10 protein-coding genes are annotated in these 18,899 nt (G+C 75.3%); 4 read left to right on the forward strand and 6 right to left on the reverse strand.

The features are described 5' to 3' along the window. Positions 1-69: 69 nt before the first annotated feature. The 4 genes from ACFXOZ_RS12495 to ACFXOZ_RS12510 form a co-directional block, all read right to left on the reverse strand. A complete protein-coding gene (locus ACFXOZ_RS12495; RefSeq protein WP_380589772.1) occupies positions 70-9,855 on the reverse strand; it encodes an amino acid adenylation domain-containing protein in 9,786 nt (3,261 codons plus the stop codon). Between the two features lie 109 nt (positions 9,856-9,964). Continuing rightward, positions 9,965-10,177: an MbtH family protein gene (locus tag ACFXOZ_RS12500; RefSeq protein WP_380589775.1), complete on the reverse strand. Its 213-nt coding sequence runs from the start codon at positions 10,175-10,177 to the stop codon at positions 9,965-9,967. Between the two features lie 107 nt (positions 10,178-10,284). Then, the gene (locus tag ACFXOZ_RS12505) at positions 10,285-10,413 is read right to left on the reverse strand and encodes a hypothetical protein (RefSeq protein WP_380522687.1); all 129 of its coding nucleotides are present in this window, start codon (positions 10,411-10,413) and stop codon (positions 10,285-10,287) included. A 378-nt stretch (positions 10,414-10,791) separates the two neighbouring features. Continuing rightward, positions 10,792-12,066: an IS256 family transposase gene (locus ACFXOZ_RS12510; protein ID WP_380589778.1), complete on the reverse strand. Its 1,275-nt coding sequence runs from the start codon at positions 12,064-12,066 to the stop codon at positions 10,792-10,794. A 429-nt stretch (positions 12,067-12,495) separates the two neighbouring features. Here ACFXOZ_RS12510 and ACFXOZ_RS12515 point away from each other — a divergent pair, with 429 nt between their 5' ends. Both ACFXOZ_RS12515 and ACFXOZ_RS12520 read left to right on the forward strand, forming a co-directional pair. Beyond that, positions 12,496-13,482 carry a LuxR C-terminal-related transcriptional regulator gene (locus ACFXOZ_RS12515; protein WP_375891652.1) on the forward strand — a complete coding sequence of 329 codons (987 nt, stop codon included), beginning with the start codon at positions 12,496-12,498 and terminating at the stop codon, positions 13,480-13,482. A 160-nt stretch (positions 13,483-13,642) separates the two neighbouring features. Further along, positions 13,643-14,896, forward strand: coding sequence for a phosphotransferase family protein (locus tag ACFXOZ_RS12520; protein WP_380589781.1), 1,254 nt, complete (start codon positions 13,643-13,645; stop codon positions 14,894-14,896). 162 nt (positions 14,897-15,058) lie between these two features. Here ACFXOZ_RS12520 and ACFXOZ_RS12525 read toward each other — a convergent pair whose 3' ends face one another. After that, positions 15,059-15,337 carry a ferredoxin gene (locus ACFXOZ_RS12525; protein WP_375891648.1) on the reverse strand — a complete coding sequence of 93 codons (279 nt, stop codon included), beginning with the start codon at positions 15,335-15,337 and terminating at the stop codon, positions 15,059-15,061. Beyond that, on the reverse strand, positions 15,334-16,554 hold the full coding sequence (locus tag ACFXOZ_RS12530; RefSeq protein ID WP_375891646.1) for a cytochrome P450: 1,221 nt from the start codon (positions 16,552-16,554) through the stop codon (positions 15,334-15,336). The genes ACFXOZ_RS12525 and ACFXOZ_RS12530 overlap by 4 nt, the downstream gene beginning before the upstream one ends. A gap of 622 nt (positions 16,555-17,176) precedes the next feature. Here ACFXOZ_RS12530 and ACFXOZ_RS12535 point away from each other — a divergent pair. Further along, positions 17,177-18,262, forward strand: a complete 1,086-nt coding sequence (locus ACFXOZ_RS12535; RefSeq protein WP_375891644.1) for an S-(hydroxymethyl)mycothiol dehydrogenase — start codon at positions 17,177-17,179, stop codon at positions 18,260-18,262. Then, positions 18,259-18,888, forward strand: a complete 630-nt coding sequence (locus tag ACFXOZ_RS12540) for an MBL fold metallo-hydrolase (protein ID WP_380405249.1) — start codon at positions 18,259-18,261, stop codon at positions 18,886-18,888. The genes ACFXOZ_RS12535 and ACFXOZ_RS12540 overlap by 4 nt, the downstream gene beginning before the upstream one ends. Positions 18,889-18,899: the final 11 nt, after the last annotated feature.

Below are 18,899 nucleotides of genomic sequence, written 5' to 3' on the forward strand. Positions count from 1 at the left end.
GACGGCCGGTGGCCCGCGCGACCTGCGACGAGCGGTGAGCTGCGGGGACCCGCGAGGACCGGGGAGGCCCTACGCCGGACCGCCGGGCCGGCGCATCGGCCGGAGGGCGGGCCGGGCCTTGCGGGCCGCGGGCAGCGCGTCGGCGAGCTCGCCGACCGTGGGGTGGTCGAAGAGGGTGCGGATCGTCATCTCGACGCCCAGGGCGGTGCGGATCCGGCTCACCAGCTTGGTGGCGAGGAGCGAGTGGCCGCCGAGGTCGAAGAAGTCGTCGTCGATGCTGACCGTGCCCAGCCCGAGCACCTGGGCGAACTGCTCGCACAGGCTCCGCTCCTGGGTGGTGCGGGGGGCGCGGCCCTCGGGGGCGCCGCTGTAGTCGGGGGCGGGCAGGGCGCGGCGGTCGACCTTGCCGTTGGCGGTGACGGGGAGGGCGTCGAGGACGAGGACGGCGGCCGGGAGCATGTAGCCGGGGAGGCGGTCGGTGACGAAGGCGCGCAGTTCGCCAGGGGTGGCGTCGCCGGTGACGTAGCCGACCAGGCGTTTGTCGCCGGGCCGGTCCTCGCGGACCAGGGCGAGGGCCTGGCGGACGGCGGGGTGGGCGGTGAGGGCGGCTTCGACCTCGCCGAGCTCGATCCGGAAGCCGCGGATCTTGACCTGGTCGTCGGCGCGGCCGAGGAACTCCAGCACGCCGTCCGACCGGCGCCGGACGATGTCGCCGGTGCGGTACATCCTCTCGCCCTTGCCGCCGTACGGGCAGGCGACGAAGCGCTCGGCGGTGAGCGCCGGGCGGCCGAGGTAGCCGCGGGCCAGACCGGCTCCGGCGAGGAAGAGCTCGCCGGGGACGCCGACCGGGACGGGCTGGAGGCCGTCGTCCAGGACGTACGCCCGGGTGTTCGCCATCGGCCGGCCGATCGGCACCGTGTCCGGCACCGAATCGGCGGCGGGCAGCGGCAGTTGGGTCGCGCAGAGGGTGATCTCGGTCGGGCCGTAGAGCACCCGCACGCCGATCCCGGGGACGGCCGCCAGCACCCTGCGCACGGCGGGCGCGGAGACCACGTCCCCGCCGGTCAGCACCTCGCGCACCCCGGCGAAGACGCCCGGGTCCTCCTCGGCGATGACCCGGAACAGGCCGGCGGTGACGTGCACGTGGGTGAGTCCGTGCGTCCGGACCAGCGCGCCGATCGCGGCCGCGTCCAGGTCGCCCGCCGGGGCGACGACCACCTGGCCGCCGGAGAGCAGCGGCGCCCAGATCTCGTAGGTCGAGGCGTCGAAGGCGTGCGGGGCGTGGAACAGCACCCGCAGCCCGTCGGGGTGCTGCCAGCACGGGTCGGTGGCGAGCTGGACGACGTCCCGGTGGGTGATGGCGATGCCCTTGGGCACTCCGGTGGAGCCGGAGGTGAACATCACGTAGGCGAGCTGTTCCGGGTGGACGGCGGGGCGGTGGGAGCGCCGCCGCAGCGGGCCGTCGAAGCGCTCCGGGGTGAGCGTCAGGACGGGGCAGGGGGCGTCGGCCGCGAGCGGGTGGTCGCGGTGGGCCGCGTCGACCAGGACGAGCGCCGCCCCGGTCTCGGCGGTGATCTGCCGCAGCCGCTCGGCCGGGTGCCGGTCGTCCAGCGGGACGTAGCTGCCGCCGGCCTTGAGGACGGCCAGCAGGGCGGTCAGCAGCTCGGCGGAGCGGTCCATCAGCAGGACCACCGGGGTGTCGGTGCCGACGCCCGCGTCGGCGAGGTCGGCGGCCAGGTGCTCGGCCCGGGCGTCGAGTTCGGCGTAGCTCAGCCGTCCGCCGTCGGTGACCACGGCCACCGCGTCGGGGGTGGCGGCGGCCCGGGCCTCGAACAGCTCGGGCAGGGTCGCGTCCGGGACGGGGAGCGCGGTGTCGTTCCAGCCGGTGAGCAGCTGCTCGCGCTCGGCCGGGTCGAGGATCTCGACGGTGCCGATCGGCGCGTCGGGGTCGGCCGCGACGGCGCGCAGCACCCGCAGCAGGCGCTCGGCGAGCGCGCCGGCGGTGGCCGGGTCGAAGAGGTCGGTCGCGTACTCGATCGCCACCGTCAGACCCGCCTGCGGGCCCTGTTCGGTGAAGCGGAAGGACAGGTCGAACTTGGCGACGTCCAGTTCGAAGGGGTGCTCGGCGCAGGCCAGGTCGCCGAAGGCGGTGGGGACGGCCGCGCGGCTCTCCAGGGCGATGAGCGTCTGGAAGAGCGGGTGGCGGGCCGGGGTGCGGGTGGGGTTGAGCTGTTCGACCAGGCGCTCGAAGGGGAGGTCCTGGTGGTCGAAGGCGTCCAGGTCGGTGCGGCGGACGCGGTCGAGGAGTTCGCGGAAGCCGGGGTTGCCGGAGGTGTCGGTGCGCAGCAGGAGGGTGTTGACGAAGAAGCCGACCAGGTCGTCCAGGGCTTCGTCGGTGCGTCCGGCGACGGGGGTGCCGAGCGGGAGGTCGGTGCCGGCGCCGAGGCGGGTGTAGAGGGTGGCGACGGCGGCTTGCAGGACCATGAACAGACTGGCCTGCCGATCGGCGGCCAACTCGGCCAGCGCGGCGTGGAGTTCGGCGTCGACGACGGCCGTGGCCAGGCCGCCGCGGTGAGTCGGCGCGGCCGGGCGCGGGCGGTCGTAGGGCAGCGCCAGTTCTTCCGGGGCGTCCGCCAGGGCCTGCTGCCAGTGGGCGAGTTGGGCGCTCAGCAGGGCGCTGGGCTGCTCCTGGTCGCCGAGCAGCTCGCGCTGCCAGAGGGCGTAGTCGGCGTACTGGACGGGCAGCGGCCGCCAGTCGGGTTCCGTGTGGGCGTGGCGGGCCCGGTAGGCGGTGGCGAGGTCGCGGAAGAGCGGGGCGACCGACCAGCCGTCGGCGGCGATGTGGTGCATCAGGACCAGCAGGACGTGCTCGTCGTGCGGCAGGGAGAACAGCGTGGCGCGGACGGGCAGGTCGCGGGCGAGGTCGAAGACCTCCCGGCCGGCCTCGGCCAGGGCGGTGCGCAGCGCTTCCTCGTCGGCCACCGGCACGGCCCGCAGGGGGAGTTCGGGGGCTTCGGTGACCAGCTGGTGCGGCCGGCCGTCGGTGGTCGGGACGAGGGTGCGCAGCACCTCGTGCCGGGCCACCACGTCGCGCAGCGCCAGTTCCAGGGCGGAGTGGTCGACCGCGCCGGTGAGCCGGACCGCGACGGGCGTGTTGTAGAGCGCGCTCGGGCCCTCGAACTGCTCGATGAACCAGAGGCGTTGCTGGGCGGGGGAGAGCGGCACCAGGGCGGGCCTGGCCTGCGGGCGCAGCGCCGGGCGGGCCGGGGTGTCGACGGTCGGCAGGGCGGCGGCCAGGGCGGCCACGGTCGGGCGGTCGAAGAGGGTGCGGATCGGCAGCTCCGCGCCCAGGGCGGCGCGGATCCGGCTGGCCAGCTTGGTGGCGAGCAGGGAGTGGCCGCCCAGGTCGAAGAAGTCGTCGTCGATGCTCACCGAGGCCAATCCGAGGACCCCGGCGAAGAGTTCGCACAGCGCCCGCTCGGCCCCGGTGCGCGGGGCGCGGCCCTCGGGGGTGCCGGTGTAGTCGGGGGCGGGGAGGGCGCGGCGGTCGACCTTGCCGTTGGGGGTGACGGGCAGCGCGTCCAGGGTGACGATCGCGGCCGGGAGCATGTAGCCGGGCAGCCGGTCGGTGACGAAGGCGCGCAGTTCGTCGAGCGGGGCGTCGCCGGTGACGTAGGCGACCAGGCGCTTGTCGCCGGGCCGGTCCTCGCGGACCACGGCGACGACCTGGCCGACGGCGGGGTGGGCGGTGAACGCGCTCTCGACCTCGCCGAGTTCGATCCGGAAGCCGCGCAGCTTGATCTGGTCGTCCGCTCGACCGGCGAACTCCAGTTCTCCTGTGGTGGTCCAGCGGGCGAGGTCGCCGGTGCGGTACATCCGGCTGCCGGGGGCGCCGTAGGGGTCGGCGACGAAGCGTTCGGCGGTGAGGGCGGGGCGGCCGACGTAGCCGCGGGCCAGGCCGTGTCCGGCGAGGTAGAGCTCGCCGGGGACGCCGACCGGGACGGGCCGCAGACCGCTGTCGAGGACGTAGGCCCGGGTGTTGGGGAGCGGGCGGCCGATCGGGACGCTGTCCGGTACCTCGGCCGGGGTGGTCATCCGGTGGTGGGTGGCGAAGGTGGTGGTCTCGGTGGGGCCGTAGCCGTTCACCACCCGCAGTCCGGGGCAGTGCTCCAGCACCCGGCGCAGCGCGACCGGCGAGACGACGTCCCCGCCCGTCCACGCCTCGCGCAGCCCGGCGAAGGCCTGCGGCGCCTCGGCGGCCAGCACGTTGAACAGGCCGACCGTCATCCAGGCGGCGGTGACGCCGCCGCGCTGGAGGGTGTCGGTGAGTTCGGTGACGCCGAGTCGCCCGGGCGGGGCGAGGACGAGGCGGGCGCCGGAGAGCAGGGGGGCCCAGAGTTCGTAGGTGGAGGCGTCGAAGGCGGTGGGGGAGTGGACCAGGACGCGTTCGTGGGCGCCGCCCGCGAAGGTGCCGCCGAGGGCGAGGTCGACGACGGAGCGGTGGGTGACGCCGATGCCCTTCGGTGTCCCGGTCGAACCCGAGGTGTGCATCACATAGGCCAACTGGGCGGCACGCAAGGGGAGATCGAGATTGGCGGCACGTTCCTCGCCGACCGCGAGGGTGGTCAGCCCGGCCAGTGCGGGGTGGTCGCGGTCGGTGACGGCGATCCGGGCGCCCGCGTCGGTGAGCACGGCCGCCAGGCGCTCCTGCGGTTGGGCGTCGTCCAGCGGGACGTAGCTGCCGCCGGCCTTGAGCACCGCGAGCAGGGCGATGACCAGGGCGGGGGAGCGCTCCAGCAGCAGGGCGACCGGCGTCTCCGCCCCGACTCCGGCCTCGGCCAGGCGCAGGGCCAAACCGTTGGCCCGGGCGTTGAGTTCGGCGTACGACAGCTCGGTGGTACCCGCGACCAGGGCGACCGCCTCGGGCGTCGCGGCGGCCTGGGCCTCGAACAGCTCGGGGACGCTCCCCGAGGGCAGCTCCGCCGCCGGCCCGTGCCCGCCCGCCAGCAGTCGCTCGCGCTCGTCACCGGTCAACACCTCGACGGTGCCGAGGAGTTCGGCCGGGTCGGCGACGATCCGGTCGAGCAGGGCGAGGAAGCGGTCCAGCAGCGTACGGGCCTCGGCGGGGCCGAAGGCGTCCGGCTGGTGGTCCAGCCGCAGCTGGAGGCCGTCGCCCGGGGTGAGGGCGAGCAGCAGCGGGTAGTGGGCGCTGTCGACGTCCTCGACCAGGGTGACCTGGGTGGCGCCGCTCGGGTCGGCCGCGTCCAGGGCGGACGGGTCGGGGTAGTTGCCGTACACCGTGACGGTGTCGAACAGGCTGCCCAGTCCCGCGAGTTGCTGGATCTCGGTGAGGCTGAGGTGCTGGTGGTCCAGCAGTGCGGACTGCTCGTGCTGGAGGCGCAGCAGCAGTTGCCCCCAGGACTCGGCCGGGTCGAGGGTGACCCGCACCGGCACGGTGTTGATGAGCAGGCCCATCATCCGCTCGACGCCAGGCAGGTCGTGCGGCCGGCCGGAGACGGTGGTGCCGAAGAGCACGTCGGTGCGGCCGGTGAGCCGGGCCAGCAGGACGCCCCAGGCGGCCTGGACGAGGGTGTTGAGGGTGACGCCGTAGCGGCGGGCGGTGCGGCCGAGCGCCTCGGTGGCCGCCGGGGTGAGGCCGGTGTGCAGGCGCAGCGGCAGGTGCGGGGAGTGGGTGGTGCGGCCGGGGGCGAGCAGGGTGGGCTCGTCCACGCCCGCGAGGGCCCGGGCCCAGGCGGTGCGGGCGGCGGCGCCGTCGCGCCGGGTGATCCAGCGCAGGTACTCCCGGTAGGGGGCGGCCGGGGGCAGCGGCTGCCGGAAGTAGAGGGCCCAGAGTTCCTCGGCGAACAGCGGGGTGGACCAGCCGTCCAGCAGGATGTGGTGGGCGGCGGCGATCAGCCGGTGCCGGCCGGGGGCGAGGGTGAGCAGGGTGTAGCGCAGCAGCGGCGGCCGGGTGAGGTCGAAGCGGCGGCCGTACTCGGCGGCGGCGATCCGGTCGGCCTCGGCCTCCGGGTCGGCGTGGCCCGTCAGGTCGAGGACGGTGAAGGGCAGTGCGGCTCGGTCCGGGACGGCCTGGACGGGCGGTCCGTCGGGGCGCTGGTGGAAGCCGGCCCGGAGGTTGGGCTGGCGCAGCAGCAGGGCCTCGGCGGCGGCGCGCAGCCGGTCGGCGTCGACCGGGCCGGTGAGGTCGAAGGTGCAGACCGAGGTGTAGACGTCGGCGCCGTCGGTGTCGTACGCGGCGTGGAAGGCCATGCCCTGTTGCAGCGGGGAGGTCGGCCAGACGTCCACCAGCTGTGCGGGGGCGTGGAGTTCGGCGAGCCGGTCGATCTCGTCCTGGTCGAGGGCGACGAGCGGGAAGTCGGCGGGGGTGTGCCCGCCGGCGTCCGGCCGTTCGGCGTGCTCGGCGAGGGCGCGCAGGGCGGTGAACCAGGCCTCGGCGAGGGCCCGCACCCGCTCCTCGTCGAGCAGTTCGCCGGCCCAGGACCACTGGGCGACCAGCAGCGGGCCCTGCGGGGTGTCGACGGTGGTGGCGTCCAGGCCCAGCACCCGGCCGAGCGCGAGGTCGGGGGCGGCGCCCTCGGTCATCGCCTCGGCCCCGGCGTGAACGTCGTCGGCGCTGACGCCCTCGGGCTGGAAGCGGCCCAGGTAGTTGAACTCGACCTGGGGGCTGGCGTGTTCGGCGAGCACCTCGGCGGTGGCCGGGTTGAGGTGGCGCAGCAGGCCGTAGCCGATGCCGTTGTCGGGGACGGCGCGCAGCTGCTCCTTCACCAGGCCGAGGGCCCGGCCGAGCGCCGGTCCGGCGGTGGTGACCTCGGCCCAGGTGAGCGGGCCGGGGGCGAGCCGGACGGGGTAGACGGAGGTGAACCAGCCGGCGGTGCGGTGCAGGTCGACGCCCTCGACCACCTCCTCGCGGCCGTGCCCCTCGACGTTCACCAGTACGGCGCCGTCGGGGTCCGTCGCGTCGCCGCGCCAGTGGGTGAGGGCGAGCGCCAGCGCCGTCAGCAGGACGTCGTTGACCTGGGCGTGGTAGGCGGCGGTGACCTCGGTCAGCAGGGCCCGGGTGGTGTCGGCGGGGAGCACGACGCGCATGGTGCCGCCGGTGGCGTAGGTGTCCTTCGCCTGGTCCAGGGGGCGGGCGCCGAGCAGCGGGTCCGGGGTGGCCAGTGCGGCCTGCCAGTACGGGAGTTCGGCGGCCCGGCGGTCGCTGCGGGCCTCGGCGGTGAGCCGCTGGGCCCAGCGCCGGAAGGAGGTGGGCACCGGCGGGAGCTCGGGGGTGCGGCCCGCGCGGGCGGCGGTGAGCGCGGCGAGCAGGTCCTCCTCGACGATCCGCCAGGTGACGCCGTCCACCACCAGGTGGTGGATCACCAGCAGCAGCCGGGCGGGCCGGTCCGGGCCGGCCTCGAAGCGGACGGCCCGGAGCATCCGGCCGTCCTCGGGCGAGAGCCGGTCGCGGGCGGCCTCGGTGGCGGCGCGCAGGGCGTCCGGGTCGGCCGGGCCGGGGACGCTGCTCAGCACCTCCTCGGCGGGGACGGCCCCGGGGGCGGGGACGTGCAGCGTCCAGGGGCGTTCGGCGAGCGGGGAGGTGCGGGCGCGCAGCAGGTCGTGGTGGTCGAGCAGCGCCTGGAGGGCCGTGGTGAGGTCCCGCTGCCCGGTCCCGGCGGGGAGGGTGAGCAGGGTGGACTGGTAGAAGCTGCCGACGGCGCCGCGCTGCTCGGACAGCCAGTGCACGATCGGGGTGGGCGGCACCTCGCCGAGGCCGGCGCCGGGCGGCTCGACGGCGACCGGGCCCTTCAGCGGGCGGGCGAGCAGGGCCAGCGCCTCGACGCTGGGCGCCTCGAAGACGGCGCGGGGGGTGAGCCGGAGTCCGGCCTGCCGGGCCCGGGAGACCAGTTGGATGGCGACGATGGAGTCGCCGCCGAGCTCGAAGAAGGAGTCGGCGACCCCGACCCGGGGCAGCCCGAGCACCTCGGCGAAGAGCCGGGCGAGGGCGTGCTCCACCTCGCCGGCCGGGGCCCGGCCGCCCTCCTCGGCGGTGCCGAGCGCGGGCGCGGGCAGGGCGCGCTTGTCCACCTTGCCGTTGGGCGTCAGCGGCATCCGGTCCAGCACCACGACGACGGGCACCATGTGGTCGGGCAGCTGCCCGGCGCAGTGGGCGCGCAGCTCGGCCGGGTCGGCGGTGCCGACGGTGTAGCCGACCAGCCGGCGCTCGCCCGGGCGGTCCTCGCGGACCAGTACCACGGCCTGGCGGACGCCGGGGTGGGCGGAGAGGGTCTGCTCGATCTCGCCGAGCTCGACCCGGAAGCCGCGGATCTTCACCTGGTCGTCGGCCCGGCCGAGGAAGTCCAGCTGGCCGTCGGGGCGGAGGGTGCCGAGATCGCCGGTGCGGTACATCCGCTCGCCGGGCGCGCCGAAGGGGCAGGCGACGAAGCGGTCGGCGGTCAGGCCGGGGCGGCCCAGGTAGCCGCGGGCCAGGTGCGGGCCGGAGACGTACAGTTCGCCGACGGTGCCCGGCTCCACCGGGCGCAGCCGCTCGTCCAGCAGGTGGATCCGCACGTCCTGGCAGGGGTGGCCGATCGGGGGCTGCTCGGTGCCGGTGAGCGGCTCGCTCATGGTGACGATGACGGTGGTCTCGGTCGGCCCGTAGCTGTTGAGCATCAGCCGGTCCCGGCCGAGCCGGGCGGCCAGTTCGCGCGGGATGGCCTCGCCGCCGCCGATCAGGGTGCGCAGGGTCGGCAGCGGGGCGTCCGGCAGGGTGGCGGCCATCGCGGTGGCGACGTCGGCGTGGGTGACGCCGTACCGGTCGATCAGCTCGGCCAGCGCCTCGCCGACCAGCTGGCTCTGCTCGCGGGGGAGGACGAGCGCGGCGCCGGTGGTGAGCGCCACGGCCAGGTCGGAGACGGAGACGTCGAAGCTGAGCGAGGCGGCCTGGAGCACCCGGCTGCCGGGGCCGACGCCGGTGGCGGCGACCTGGGTGCCGATCATGCTGGGCAGCCCGGTGTGGGTGACGGCCACGCCCTTGGGCAGGCCGGTGGAGCCGGAGGTGTAGATGACGTACGCGGTGTGGTCGGCGCTCAGCGGCCGGACCAGCTCGGCGGTGGTGAACGGGGTGCCGGGCCGGTCGGCCAGGTCGGCGAGGTGCGCGGCGGAGTCGAGCAGCAGCCGGGGGGCGCCGGTGTCGGGCAGCCGCTCGGCGGCGTCGGCGGTGGTGAGCACCAGCGCGGCGCGGGAGTCGGTGAGCATGTGGCGCAGCCGCTCGGCGGGGTAGGCCGGGTCGGCGGGCAGCCAGGCGGCGCCGGTCTTGGTGACGGCCAGGATCGCGGCGACCGCCTCGGGGGACTTGGGCAGGGCGAGCGCGACCACGTCCTCGGTGCCCAGGCCGCGGGCGGCGAGCACCCGCGCCAGCCGGTTGGCGCGGGCGTCCAGTTCGGCGTACGTGAGGGTGGTGGACCCGGCGTACAGCGCGGGGGCGTCCGGGGTGCGGGCGACCTGGGCGTCGACCAGGGCGCCGAGGGTCGGGCGCGGGTCGGCGGTGGTCGTGCGCGGGTCGGCGGCGGCCGGGGCCGCATCGGGAGCGGCCGGGGCCGGGTCGGCCAGCCGGGTGGCCAGATCGGCCGGGGTCGGGGCGTCCAGCAGCAGCGGCAGCGGCACCCGGAACCCGAGCTCGGCGCGCACCCGGGCCAGCAGCCGTACGGCGGCGGGCCGGTCGCCGCCCAGTTCGAAGAAGCCCGCCGCGGGGTCGACCGACTCCCGGCCGAGCACCTCCGCGAACAGTCGACACAGCACCTCGGCCGGTCCCGGCCGCGGGTCGGTTCTGTGCGTCTGCTGGTCCCCGGACATCTGCTTCTCTCTCCCTCGTTGCTGCGTGACCCGCGGGCGGTCGGCCCGGTCGGCGTGGTCGGCGTGGCTGATCGGTGGCCGGTCGGTGACGGCCGGTCAGGCCGGTCGGTCAGTGGCCGGACAGGTGGGCGACCAGGCTCTTCGGCCGCAGGTCCTGCCAGTTCTGCTCCACGTACTTGACGCACTCCGGCCGGCGAGCCGCGCCGAAGACCTGGTGCCAGCCGTCGGGCACCGGGCTGAACACCGGCCACAGCGAGTGCTGGCCCTCGTCGTTGGCCAGGACGAGGTAGTCGGCCTCGGGGTCGTCGAACGGGTTCGCCATCGTCGGTTTCCTCTCTGTTGGGAGAATTACGAGGAGGGGGGAATTTCGTCGGCGCGCGGTGAACGGCTCACGTCGGCCGGCGGTTCACCGGGTTCGCCCCAGTGCGTTCACGGGCCCCAGCCGGAGTCGTCCCCGTGCACGGCCGAGGGACCTGCGGCAACGGTGGACTGGTACGGTGCGGCGTGCATCTGGACGCCGATCCCGGCGACCACGAGAACGGCGAGAATCCCGAGCATCTTGTGAATGCGAACGGCAAGATTCGTCATGGCGAATTCCTCTTCCTGAGGCGGGCGGTGTGTGCGCTCCTCGCTGTGAATGAATCCTGCCGAGGCCCAAACTGGCGTGGAAGCTCTGGCCGTTATCGGGATCACGCAATGCGGGAACCGGAAGCGTGAACAGACTGTGCCAAAATCGGGCAGAACTGATGCAAAGAACACCTGGGTCTGTCAGATCAGTGGTGGGAAGGCGGGCGCACGGTGGCCCGGCGCGGCCGGAACCCCACCGCGGAGGCCGGGAGCCCGGGCCGACGGAGGTCGGGAGCGCCCACGACAGGTCACGGCCGGGATTGCTGAGATAAGGTCAACTATCGGTAAAGCAGAGGCAGTTGGACGGCATCAGCGCCGAGAGCCCCGGCGCAGCTCCGCACGGACGGCCGGCCAGTCCCCGGTCCACGGCCGGCGGGCCCCGGCCGGCGACTCCAGGGCGAGGGTCGCCAGGTAGACGCGCTTGAGCGCGGCCCGCTCGTCTCGCACCCGCCCCGCGGCCTGCTCGATCCGGCGCAGCCGGGCGTGCAGCCGCTCCAGCGCACCCCCGCCCGCCAGCAGCCGCCGTGCCTCCGGGCCGAACCGGAAGCCCGGGGCGAGCAGCGGCCACGCCGCCCGCCAGACCCGGAACACCTCGCGGTGGCCCGGCCCCCACTCCCGCTCGGCCCGGCCCAGCCGCTCCAGCGCCGCCGCCTCGGTGGGCGCCGTGCAGATCTCGTGCAGCACCCGGGCCAGCCCGCCCCAGTCCTCGCCCGGCGCGTGCCGCAGCGCGGCGTGCAGCAGGTGCGCCACCGAGGTGTGCACCACGGTGCGCGGCCACCGCGCGGCCGCCGCCTCGGCCAGCCCCGCACCGGCGGCACCGACCAGCACCCAGACCTCGCGCACCCCGCGCTCGGCCAGCCCGGCGAGCACCTGCGGCCACTGCTCGCCGTCCTCGGCGGGCCACAGGCCCAGCACCTCGCGCAGCCCGTCCGTGGAGATCCCCAGCGCCAGGTGCACCAGCGGGCCGCCCGAACGCCCGCTGCGCACCGAGTCGACGAAGACCACCGGGTACACCGGGTCCAGCGGGCGCCCGCGCCGGTCGGCGAGCTCGTCGAGGACCTGGTCGGTGATCACCGAGACGGTCTCCCGGCTGATCTCCACCCCGTACACCTCGGCCAGGTGCGCCACCAGCTCGCCCGAACTGAGGCCGCGCGCGGTGAGCGAGACCACCAGTCGGTCCAGTCCCGGCAGTCGGCGTGCCCGGGGGCGGACCGTACGGGGGGCGAAGCTGCCCTCCCGGTCCCGGGGGACCCGCACCTCGACCGGCCCGATCTCGGTCAGCAACCGCCTGGCCCGGGCGCCGTTCGGGCCGTTGGGGCCGCGGTGGCCGGCGGGCCCGCCGGAGCCGCCCGGGCCGCCGGCCGCCCCCGCGGGGTTGTTGGTGCCCGGGCCGCGCAGGTGCTCCTGGAACTCCAGCTCCAGCGCACGCTCGATCAACTGCTTGGCCAGCGCCTGGAGCAGGCCGCCGTCGCCGAGCAACTGCACCGAGCCCGCGCCGACCTGGGCCGCGGCCGCCTCGGCGAGCTGCCGCACCAGCCGCTGGTCCACCAGCCCGGCCGGATCCACCAGCCCTGCGGGGTCCACGAGCCCGGCCGGATCCACCGGTCCGGCTCGGTCCACCGGGCCGGGCGTCTCCACCGGCGGGGGCGGGTCGGGATCAGCTCGCAACAAGGGGGTGCCCTCCGTCCGTCCGTCGGCCGGGCCGGTCCACCGGCCCTTCGCTCCGGCCGCCCTGACGGGGCGACGCGCGCAATGCGGCGGCCATCCGCCCGTTACCGCAGCCGGGTACGGTCGTCCTCGCCGTCACCACCGTCGGACGCCGTTGCCGGGCATGCCCGGTTTCGCCGTCAACCGCTGATTTCCGCGCCTTTAGGGCGTACACTCGCGGCTGTCGTGGCCCGGGGGGGATGCGTCCGAACGGCAGGTGAGCACCATCCTGCCCTTCCGGACGTCTGGCTGTTGCCGGTGCGGGCATTCGTGAAAGCGCAATGCCGAAGCCGGAAGGATGCCCAGATGTGCCTATCCCAGGACACCAGCGCGGAAATGGGGACACCCCAACTGTGTGACCGGGGGGTCGAGTTCTACCGGATCGCACTCGCCGAGGGCGGTGCCAGCGCCGGACAGGCCCCGGAATGCCTGGTCAGCATGGGCCTGCTGCGCACCCTGCCCGGCGCCGGGCACCGGCTCGCCCCCGTCCCGCCCGACCTCGCGGTCACCGGCCTGACCCGGCCGCTCGAACTCGCCGTGCTGGCCCACCAGGAGCAGCTCGCCGAACTGCGCACCGCCTTCACCGCCGCCGAGCACGCCTACCGCGACGTGATGAGACAGGCCCAGCTCCCGATCCGCCTGCTGGCCGGCGAAGAGATCAACCCGGCGCTGGAGAAGGCCGTCGCGGCCTGCACCGAGGAACTGCGCACTGCCCAGCCCGGCGGCGGCCGCGGCGCCGACCACCTGGCCGCCGCCCTCCCGCGCGACCTCGCCCTCGCCGAACGCGGCGTCCGCCAGCGCACCCTCTACCAGCACACCGTCCGCTCGCACGGCCCGACCCTCGCCTACATCGAGCAGGTCTCCGCCCGCGGCGCCCAGGTGCGCACCCTCAACGAGGTCTTCGACCGGATCATCATCTGCGACCGCTCCACCGCCTTCATCCCGGCCGGCGCCCAGCGCGAGGCCGCCGCGGTGCTCATCCAGTTCCCGCCCCTGGTCGAGTACCTGCTCAAGATCTACGAGTTGATGTGGGAACGCGCCGAGCCCGTCACCTACCTGGAGGGCCACCACCGCCCCCAGCTGCTCACCGACCGCACCCGCCGCAACGTCCTGCGGCTGATGGTCAACGGGTTCACCGACGAGGCGATCGCCAGCCGCCTCGGGATGAGCACCCGTACGGTCTCCAGCCACATCCAGAAGGCCAGTGAGCTCCTCGGCAGCCGCAGCCGGGGCCACCTCGGCTACATCATCGCGCGCGAAGGCGTCCTGGACGAGCCGCTCGACGACCTCTGACGTCGATCCCGGTGACGACTCCCGGGTGCGACGGACCGGGTGGGAACGCCGGCAGGAGGCTCCGGGCAGCGCAGCCTCACGGTGGCCCCCGCGACGAACGGGTCCGCCTCCCGGGAAAAACCGGTCGCCACCGCCTCGCTCCGTGGGCGAAGCTGCTCGGATGCAGCGAGCGAACAGCCGGACCGTGACCGTCGACCTCACCCACGAAGGCGCCTACTACGGGCAGTTGGGCCCCTTCGAGACGGACCTCGGCTGGTGGTCGGCGGTGGACGGCGTGGTCGCCCGGGCCACCGAACTGGCCGGCGTGCCGGTGCTGGTGACCAGACTCCTCGACGGGCACAGCGCGGACCCGGGCCACGGCGGCCGGGTCCGCTACCACGCCGAGGCGCTCCGGGCGCCCGCCGCCCGGACGCCCCGCCCGCCGGACGCCGGGACGGCCGCGCTGCTGGCCCCCGCCGCCCGGCGGGCCGCCTGGGCCACCCCGGACGGGCTGCGCTCCGCGCTGGAATGGGCGCGGGAGCGGCTCGCCGACCTCGGCCGGCCGACCGGGGCGGCGCGGCAGATCCGGACCTGGAACCTCTCCGGCCTCTTCCGGTTCCCCTCCCCCGTCGGGGCCGACGCCTGGTTGAAGACCACCGGCCCGGAGTTCAACGCCGCCGAGGGGGAGGTGATCGCGCTGCTCGGCGGCGTCGACCCCGCCCTCGTCCCGCCGGTGCTCGCCGCCGACCCGGCCGCCGGCCGGCTGCTGCTCGACCACGTCCCCGGCGAGGACTGCTGGAGCCCGAGCGAGGCGACCGTCGCCGACGTCGTCCCGCGCTTCGTCGCCGCCCAGGCCGCGCTGGCCGGGCGGCCCACGGCCCTGGCCGGCCTGCGCGACCGCACGCCCACCACCCTGCACACCCAGCTGACGGCGCTGCTGGACCGGCTCCCCGCCGAGACCGACCTGACGGCACCCGAACGCGACCGGCTGCACCGGTTCGCCGCCGAACTGCCCGCGCTGCTGGACGAACTGGCCGCCTGCGGCCTCCCGGAGACACTGCTGCACGGCGACTTCCACCCCGGCAACTGGCGCACCGGCGACGCCCGCCCGGTCGTGGTCGACTACGCCGACGCCTGCCTCGGCCACCCGGCCCTGGACGGGCTGCGCCCCCGCGCCTACCTCACCCCGGCGGCCTGGCACCACCACGCCGAGGTCTGGACGGCGGCCTGGCGCGAGCACGCCCCGGGCTCGGACCCGCACCGCGCCCTCGAACTCGCCGCTCCGCTCCACCACGTGTCCTACGCGCTGCGCTACCAGGAGTTCCTGGACCACATCGAGCCCAGCGAACGCCCGTACCACGAGGGCGACCCGGCCGCCGAACTGCGCGCCGCCCTGGCCGCCGCCCCGCGCGGGGGAGCCCGCGACGCACGCTGATCCCCGGTGCCGTGCGCGGCGGAGGCCGTCGACACGACACCGGGGATCAGAAGGTCACGGGGCACCGGATCAGGTGGTCACCCGGTCCGGCGGGTCACACCGTCCGGCGGGTCACACCGTCCGGCGGGTCACACCGTCCGGCGGGTCACTCCGCCCGGTGCGTCACTCCGCAGGTTCGATCCGGTAGCCGCCGCGGGCCGAGAACAGGGTGAGCGCCTCGACCGGACAGAACTCCACCGCCTCGGTCAGCCCGTCCGTCAACTCCGCTCCGCCGGCGGCGTACCCGGCCACCGGCCGGGCCTGCCCGTCGGTGTCGAGGGCCAGCGACCCGGGGGCGCTCAGGGCGCACATCCCGGAGCCGATGCAGCGGTCCCGGTCGACCCGGACCAGCACGGATTCGGCCGCCGCCGGGTCGGCGGGCCCGGTCGGACCCCCCGTCACCAGGTGACCCTCAGGGTGTTGGGGCTGCGGGTGAGCAGCCCGCGCCGCCAGTCGATGTCCCGGGCCTCGTCGGCCAGCCGCAGCGCGGGCAGCCGGCGGGCCAGCCGGTGCAGGGCGAGTTCCAGCTCCATCCGGGCCAGCCAGGCGCCCAGGCAGTGGTGCGGTCCGGCGCCGAAGGTGAGCATCGGCGCGGCCAGCGGGGAGAACAGCTCGGTGCGCAGGTCCCCGGTGAAGACCTCCGGGTCCTGGTTGGCGGTGCCGGTGTCGGCGGCGACGACGCTGCCGGCCGGGATGACCACCCCGCCGATCTCGACGTCCTCCACCGTGCGGCGCAGCAGCCCGGGCATGTGCTCGGCGGCGTCGCCGAGCGGTACGGCGCGCAGGATCTGCTCGGTCGCGGCGGCGGCGCTGGCCTCGTCGGAGGCGAGCCGCTGCCAGGCGTCCCGGCCGTCCTGGAGCAGGTAGACCAGGGCGTTGCCGAGGCTGGTCATGGTGGTCTCGTGACCGGCCACCACGAGGCCGATGACCAGGGCGATCAGCTGCCCCTCGGTGATCGAGCCGTCCTCGGCGGCGGCCGACAGCAGGCTGCTGACCAGGTCATCGCCGGGTTCCGCGCGGCGCTCGGCGATCACCTCGGCGCCGAAGGCCGCGAACTCGGTCATCGCGGTGGCGATCGCCTCGGCGCTGTGGGCGGTGGTGGAGAGCGCGTGGTCGCTCCAGTGGGCGAGCCGTTTGCTGTCGAGGTTGTCCAGGCCCATCAACCGGCTGATCACCAGGACCGGCAGCGGCCGGGTGTAGGTGGCGACGATGTCGGCGGGCGAGCCGTGGTCGATCAGTTCGTCGATCAGCGACTCGATCACCGAGGCGACCCAGGGCTTCCAGCGCGCGATCGCGCGCGGGGTGAAGGCCCGTTGCACGGTGCGGCGCAGCCGCTGGTGCTCGGTGCCGTCGATGTTCAGCATGCTCTGCGGGTCGTCCAGGATGTTGGGCGTGACCATGAGCGGCGGGGCGTCCGGCGCGTAGAGCGGGGCGCGCCCGAGCCGCGGGTCGGTGAGCACCTGCCGGACGTCGGCGTGCCGGCTGACCAGCCAGACCGGCGTGCCGGTGGGCAGCGCCGCGAGCCGGGGCGGACCGGGCTCCAGGTGGCGCAGGCAGTGCATCGGGGGGAGCGGGGCGGTGCCGGTGCCGGCACCGGTCGCACTGTTCTCGGTGGACATCCGTACTCCAGACTCCAGGGCAGGGACCGCGCGGGGCGGCCCGACGGGGGGTGGATCCGGGGTTCGTGCGGGACGGGCGGTTCGGCCGGGGCGGCTCGACTCGGGGCCGGCGGTGCGGTGGGACGCGGTGGGACCGGGAACGCTGCCCGCGCGGGGGCGCGGGCCCGTCCGCGGGATGGCGCGGGATGGCGCGAAACGTGCGGGGGCGTACGGTCGGTACGCGCCCGGCACGAGCGGCGCGCGGTGGCGTGCCGTCAGGTGGGGCGGGTGTGCTGAGCGTGGTCGCGTGGACCGTCTCTGCTACGACCGTACGTGGACGGCGGGGTGCCCGTCTGCGGCACTTCCAGCCAACGGTGGCGCTTTCCGGGCAGTTCGTGGCACGTTGACGGGCGCTCACCGCCGCCCGCGCGCCCCTGGTCCGGGGCCGCGCCGGGGCCGCGCGGGGGCGAGTGCCCGGTGGGCCCGGCAGGACTGCCGGGCATGCCTGTGGCACATGCGCCCGGCCGGGCGGGCGCTACCCTTCGTAGGCACTCCTTCGGAAGTGCTTCTAGAGTTCTCTCGCAGTCGTTTGTCGCAGGTCACGCCGGTGCGTAGCCGTACCGGCCGACGGAGGTGGAATCGGATGGCCCAGCAGGTCAAGGCAGTCATCGCGCGCGCCAAGGGCGCACCCGTGGAGGTGACCACGATCGTGGTGCCGGACCCGGGGCCGGGCGAGGCGGTGGTGCGGATCCAGGCGTGCGGCGTCTGTCACACCGACCTCCACTACCGCGAGGGCGGCATCAACGACGAGTTCCCGTTCCTGCTCGGCCACGAGGCCGCGGGTGTCGTGGAGTCGGTGGGCGAGGGCGTCACCGAGGTCGAGCCGGGCGACTTCGTCGTCCTCAACTGGCGCGCGGTGTGCGGCCAGTGCCGGGCCTGCAAGCGCGGGCGCCCGCAGTACTGCTTCGCCACCCACAACGCGAAGCAGAAGATGACGCTGCTCGACGGCACCGAGCTGTCCCCGGCGCTGGGCATCGGCGCCTTCGCCGAGAAGACCCTGGTCGCGGCGGGCCAGTGCACCAAGGTCGACCCGGCCGCCGACCCGGCCGTCGCGGGCCTGCTGGGCTGCGGCGTGATGGCGGGCCTCGGCGCCGCGATCAACACTGGCAACGTCGGCCGCGGCGACACCGTCGCCGTGATCGGCTGCGGCGGCGTCGGCGGGGCGGCCGTGATGGGCTCCCGGCTGGCGGGCGCGGCGAAGATCATCGCGGTGGACATCGACGACCGCAAGCTGGAGAAGGCCCGCTCCCTGGGCGCCACCCACACCGTCAACTCCCGCACCACCGACCCGGTCGAGGCGATCCGCGAGCTCACCGGCGGCAACGGCGCCGACGTCGTGGTGGAGGCCGTCGGCCGCCCCGAGACCTACAAGCAGGCGTTCTACGCCCGCGACCTCGCGGGCACCGTCGTCCTGGTCGGCGTGCCGACCCCGGAGATGACCCTGGACCTGCCGCTGCTGGACGTCTTCGGCCGCGGCGGCGCGCTCAAGTCCTCCTGGTACGGCGACTGCCTGCCCTCCCGGGACTTCCCGATGCTGATCGACCTCCACCTCCAGGGCCGCCTGGACCTGGACGCCTTCGTCACCGAGCGGATCGGGCTCGACGAGGTGGAGCAGGCCTTCGAGCGCATGCACCACGGTGACGTCCTCCGCTCGGTGGTGATCCTGTGACCACCCGAGTGGACCGCCTGGTCACCGCCGGGACCTTCGAACTCGACGGCGGCAGCTGGGAGGTGGAGAACAACGTCTGGATCGTCGGCGACGACGAGGAGGCGGTGGTGATCGACGCCGCGCACGACGCCGCGGCCATCGAGGCCGCCCTCGGCGGCCGCCGGCTGCTGGCGATCGTCTCCACCCACGCCCACAACGACCACATCGACGCCGCCCCGGAGCTGGCCGCGCGCACCGGTGCGCCGATCCTGCTGCACCCGGACGACCTCCCGCTGTGGAAGCTCACCCACCCCGAACGGCTCCCGGACGGCGAACTCGCCGACGGGCAGCGGATCGAGGTGGCCGGCACCGAGCTGACCGTGCTGCACACCCCGGGCCACGCGCCCGGCGCGGTCTGCCTCCACGCCCCCGGGCTCGGCACCGTGTTCACCGGCGACACCCTGTTCCACGGCGGGCCGGGCGCGACCGGGCGCTCCTTCTCGGACTTCCCGACCATCATCGAGTCCATCCGCGAGCGGCTGCTGTCGCTCCCGGCCGACACGGTGGTGCGCACCGGCCACGGCGACCCGACCACCATCGGCGCCGAGGCCCCGGCCCTGCCGGAGTGGATCGCCCGCGGACACTGAGGCCCCGTACG

Origin of the sequence: Kitasatospora sp. NPDC059160 (assembly GCF_042755465.1) — a bacterium.
In the GTDB taxonomy this organism is placed as follows: domain Bacteria; phylum Actinomycetota; class Actinomycetes; order Streptomycetales; family Streptomycetaceae; genus Kitasatospora.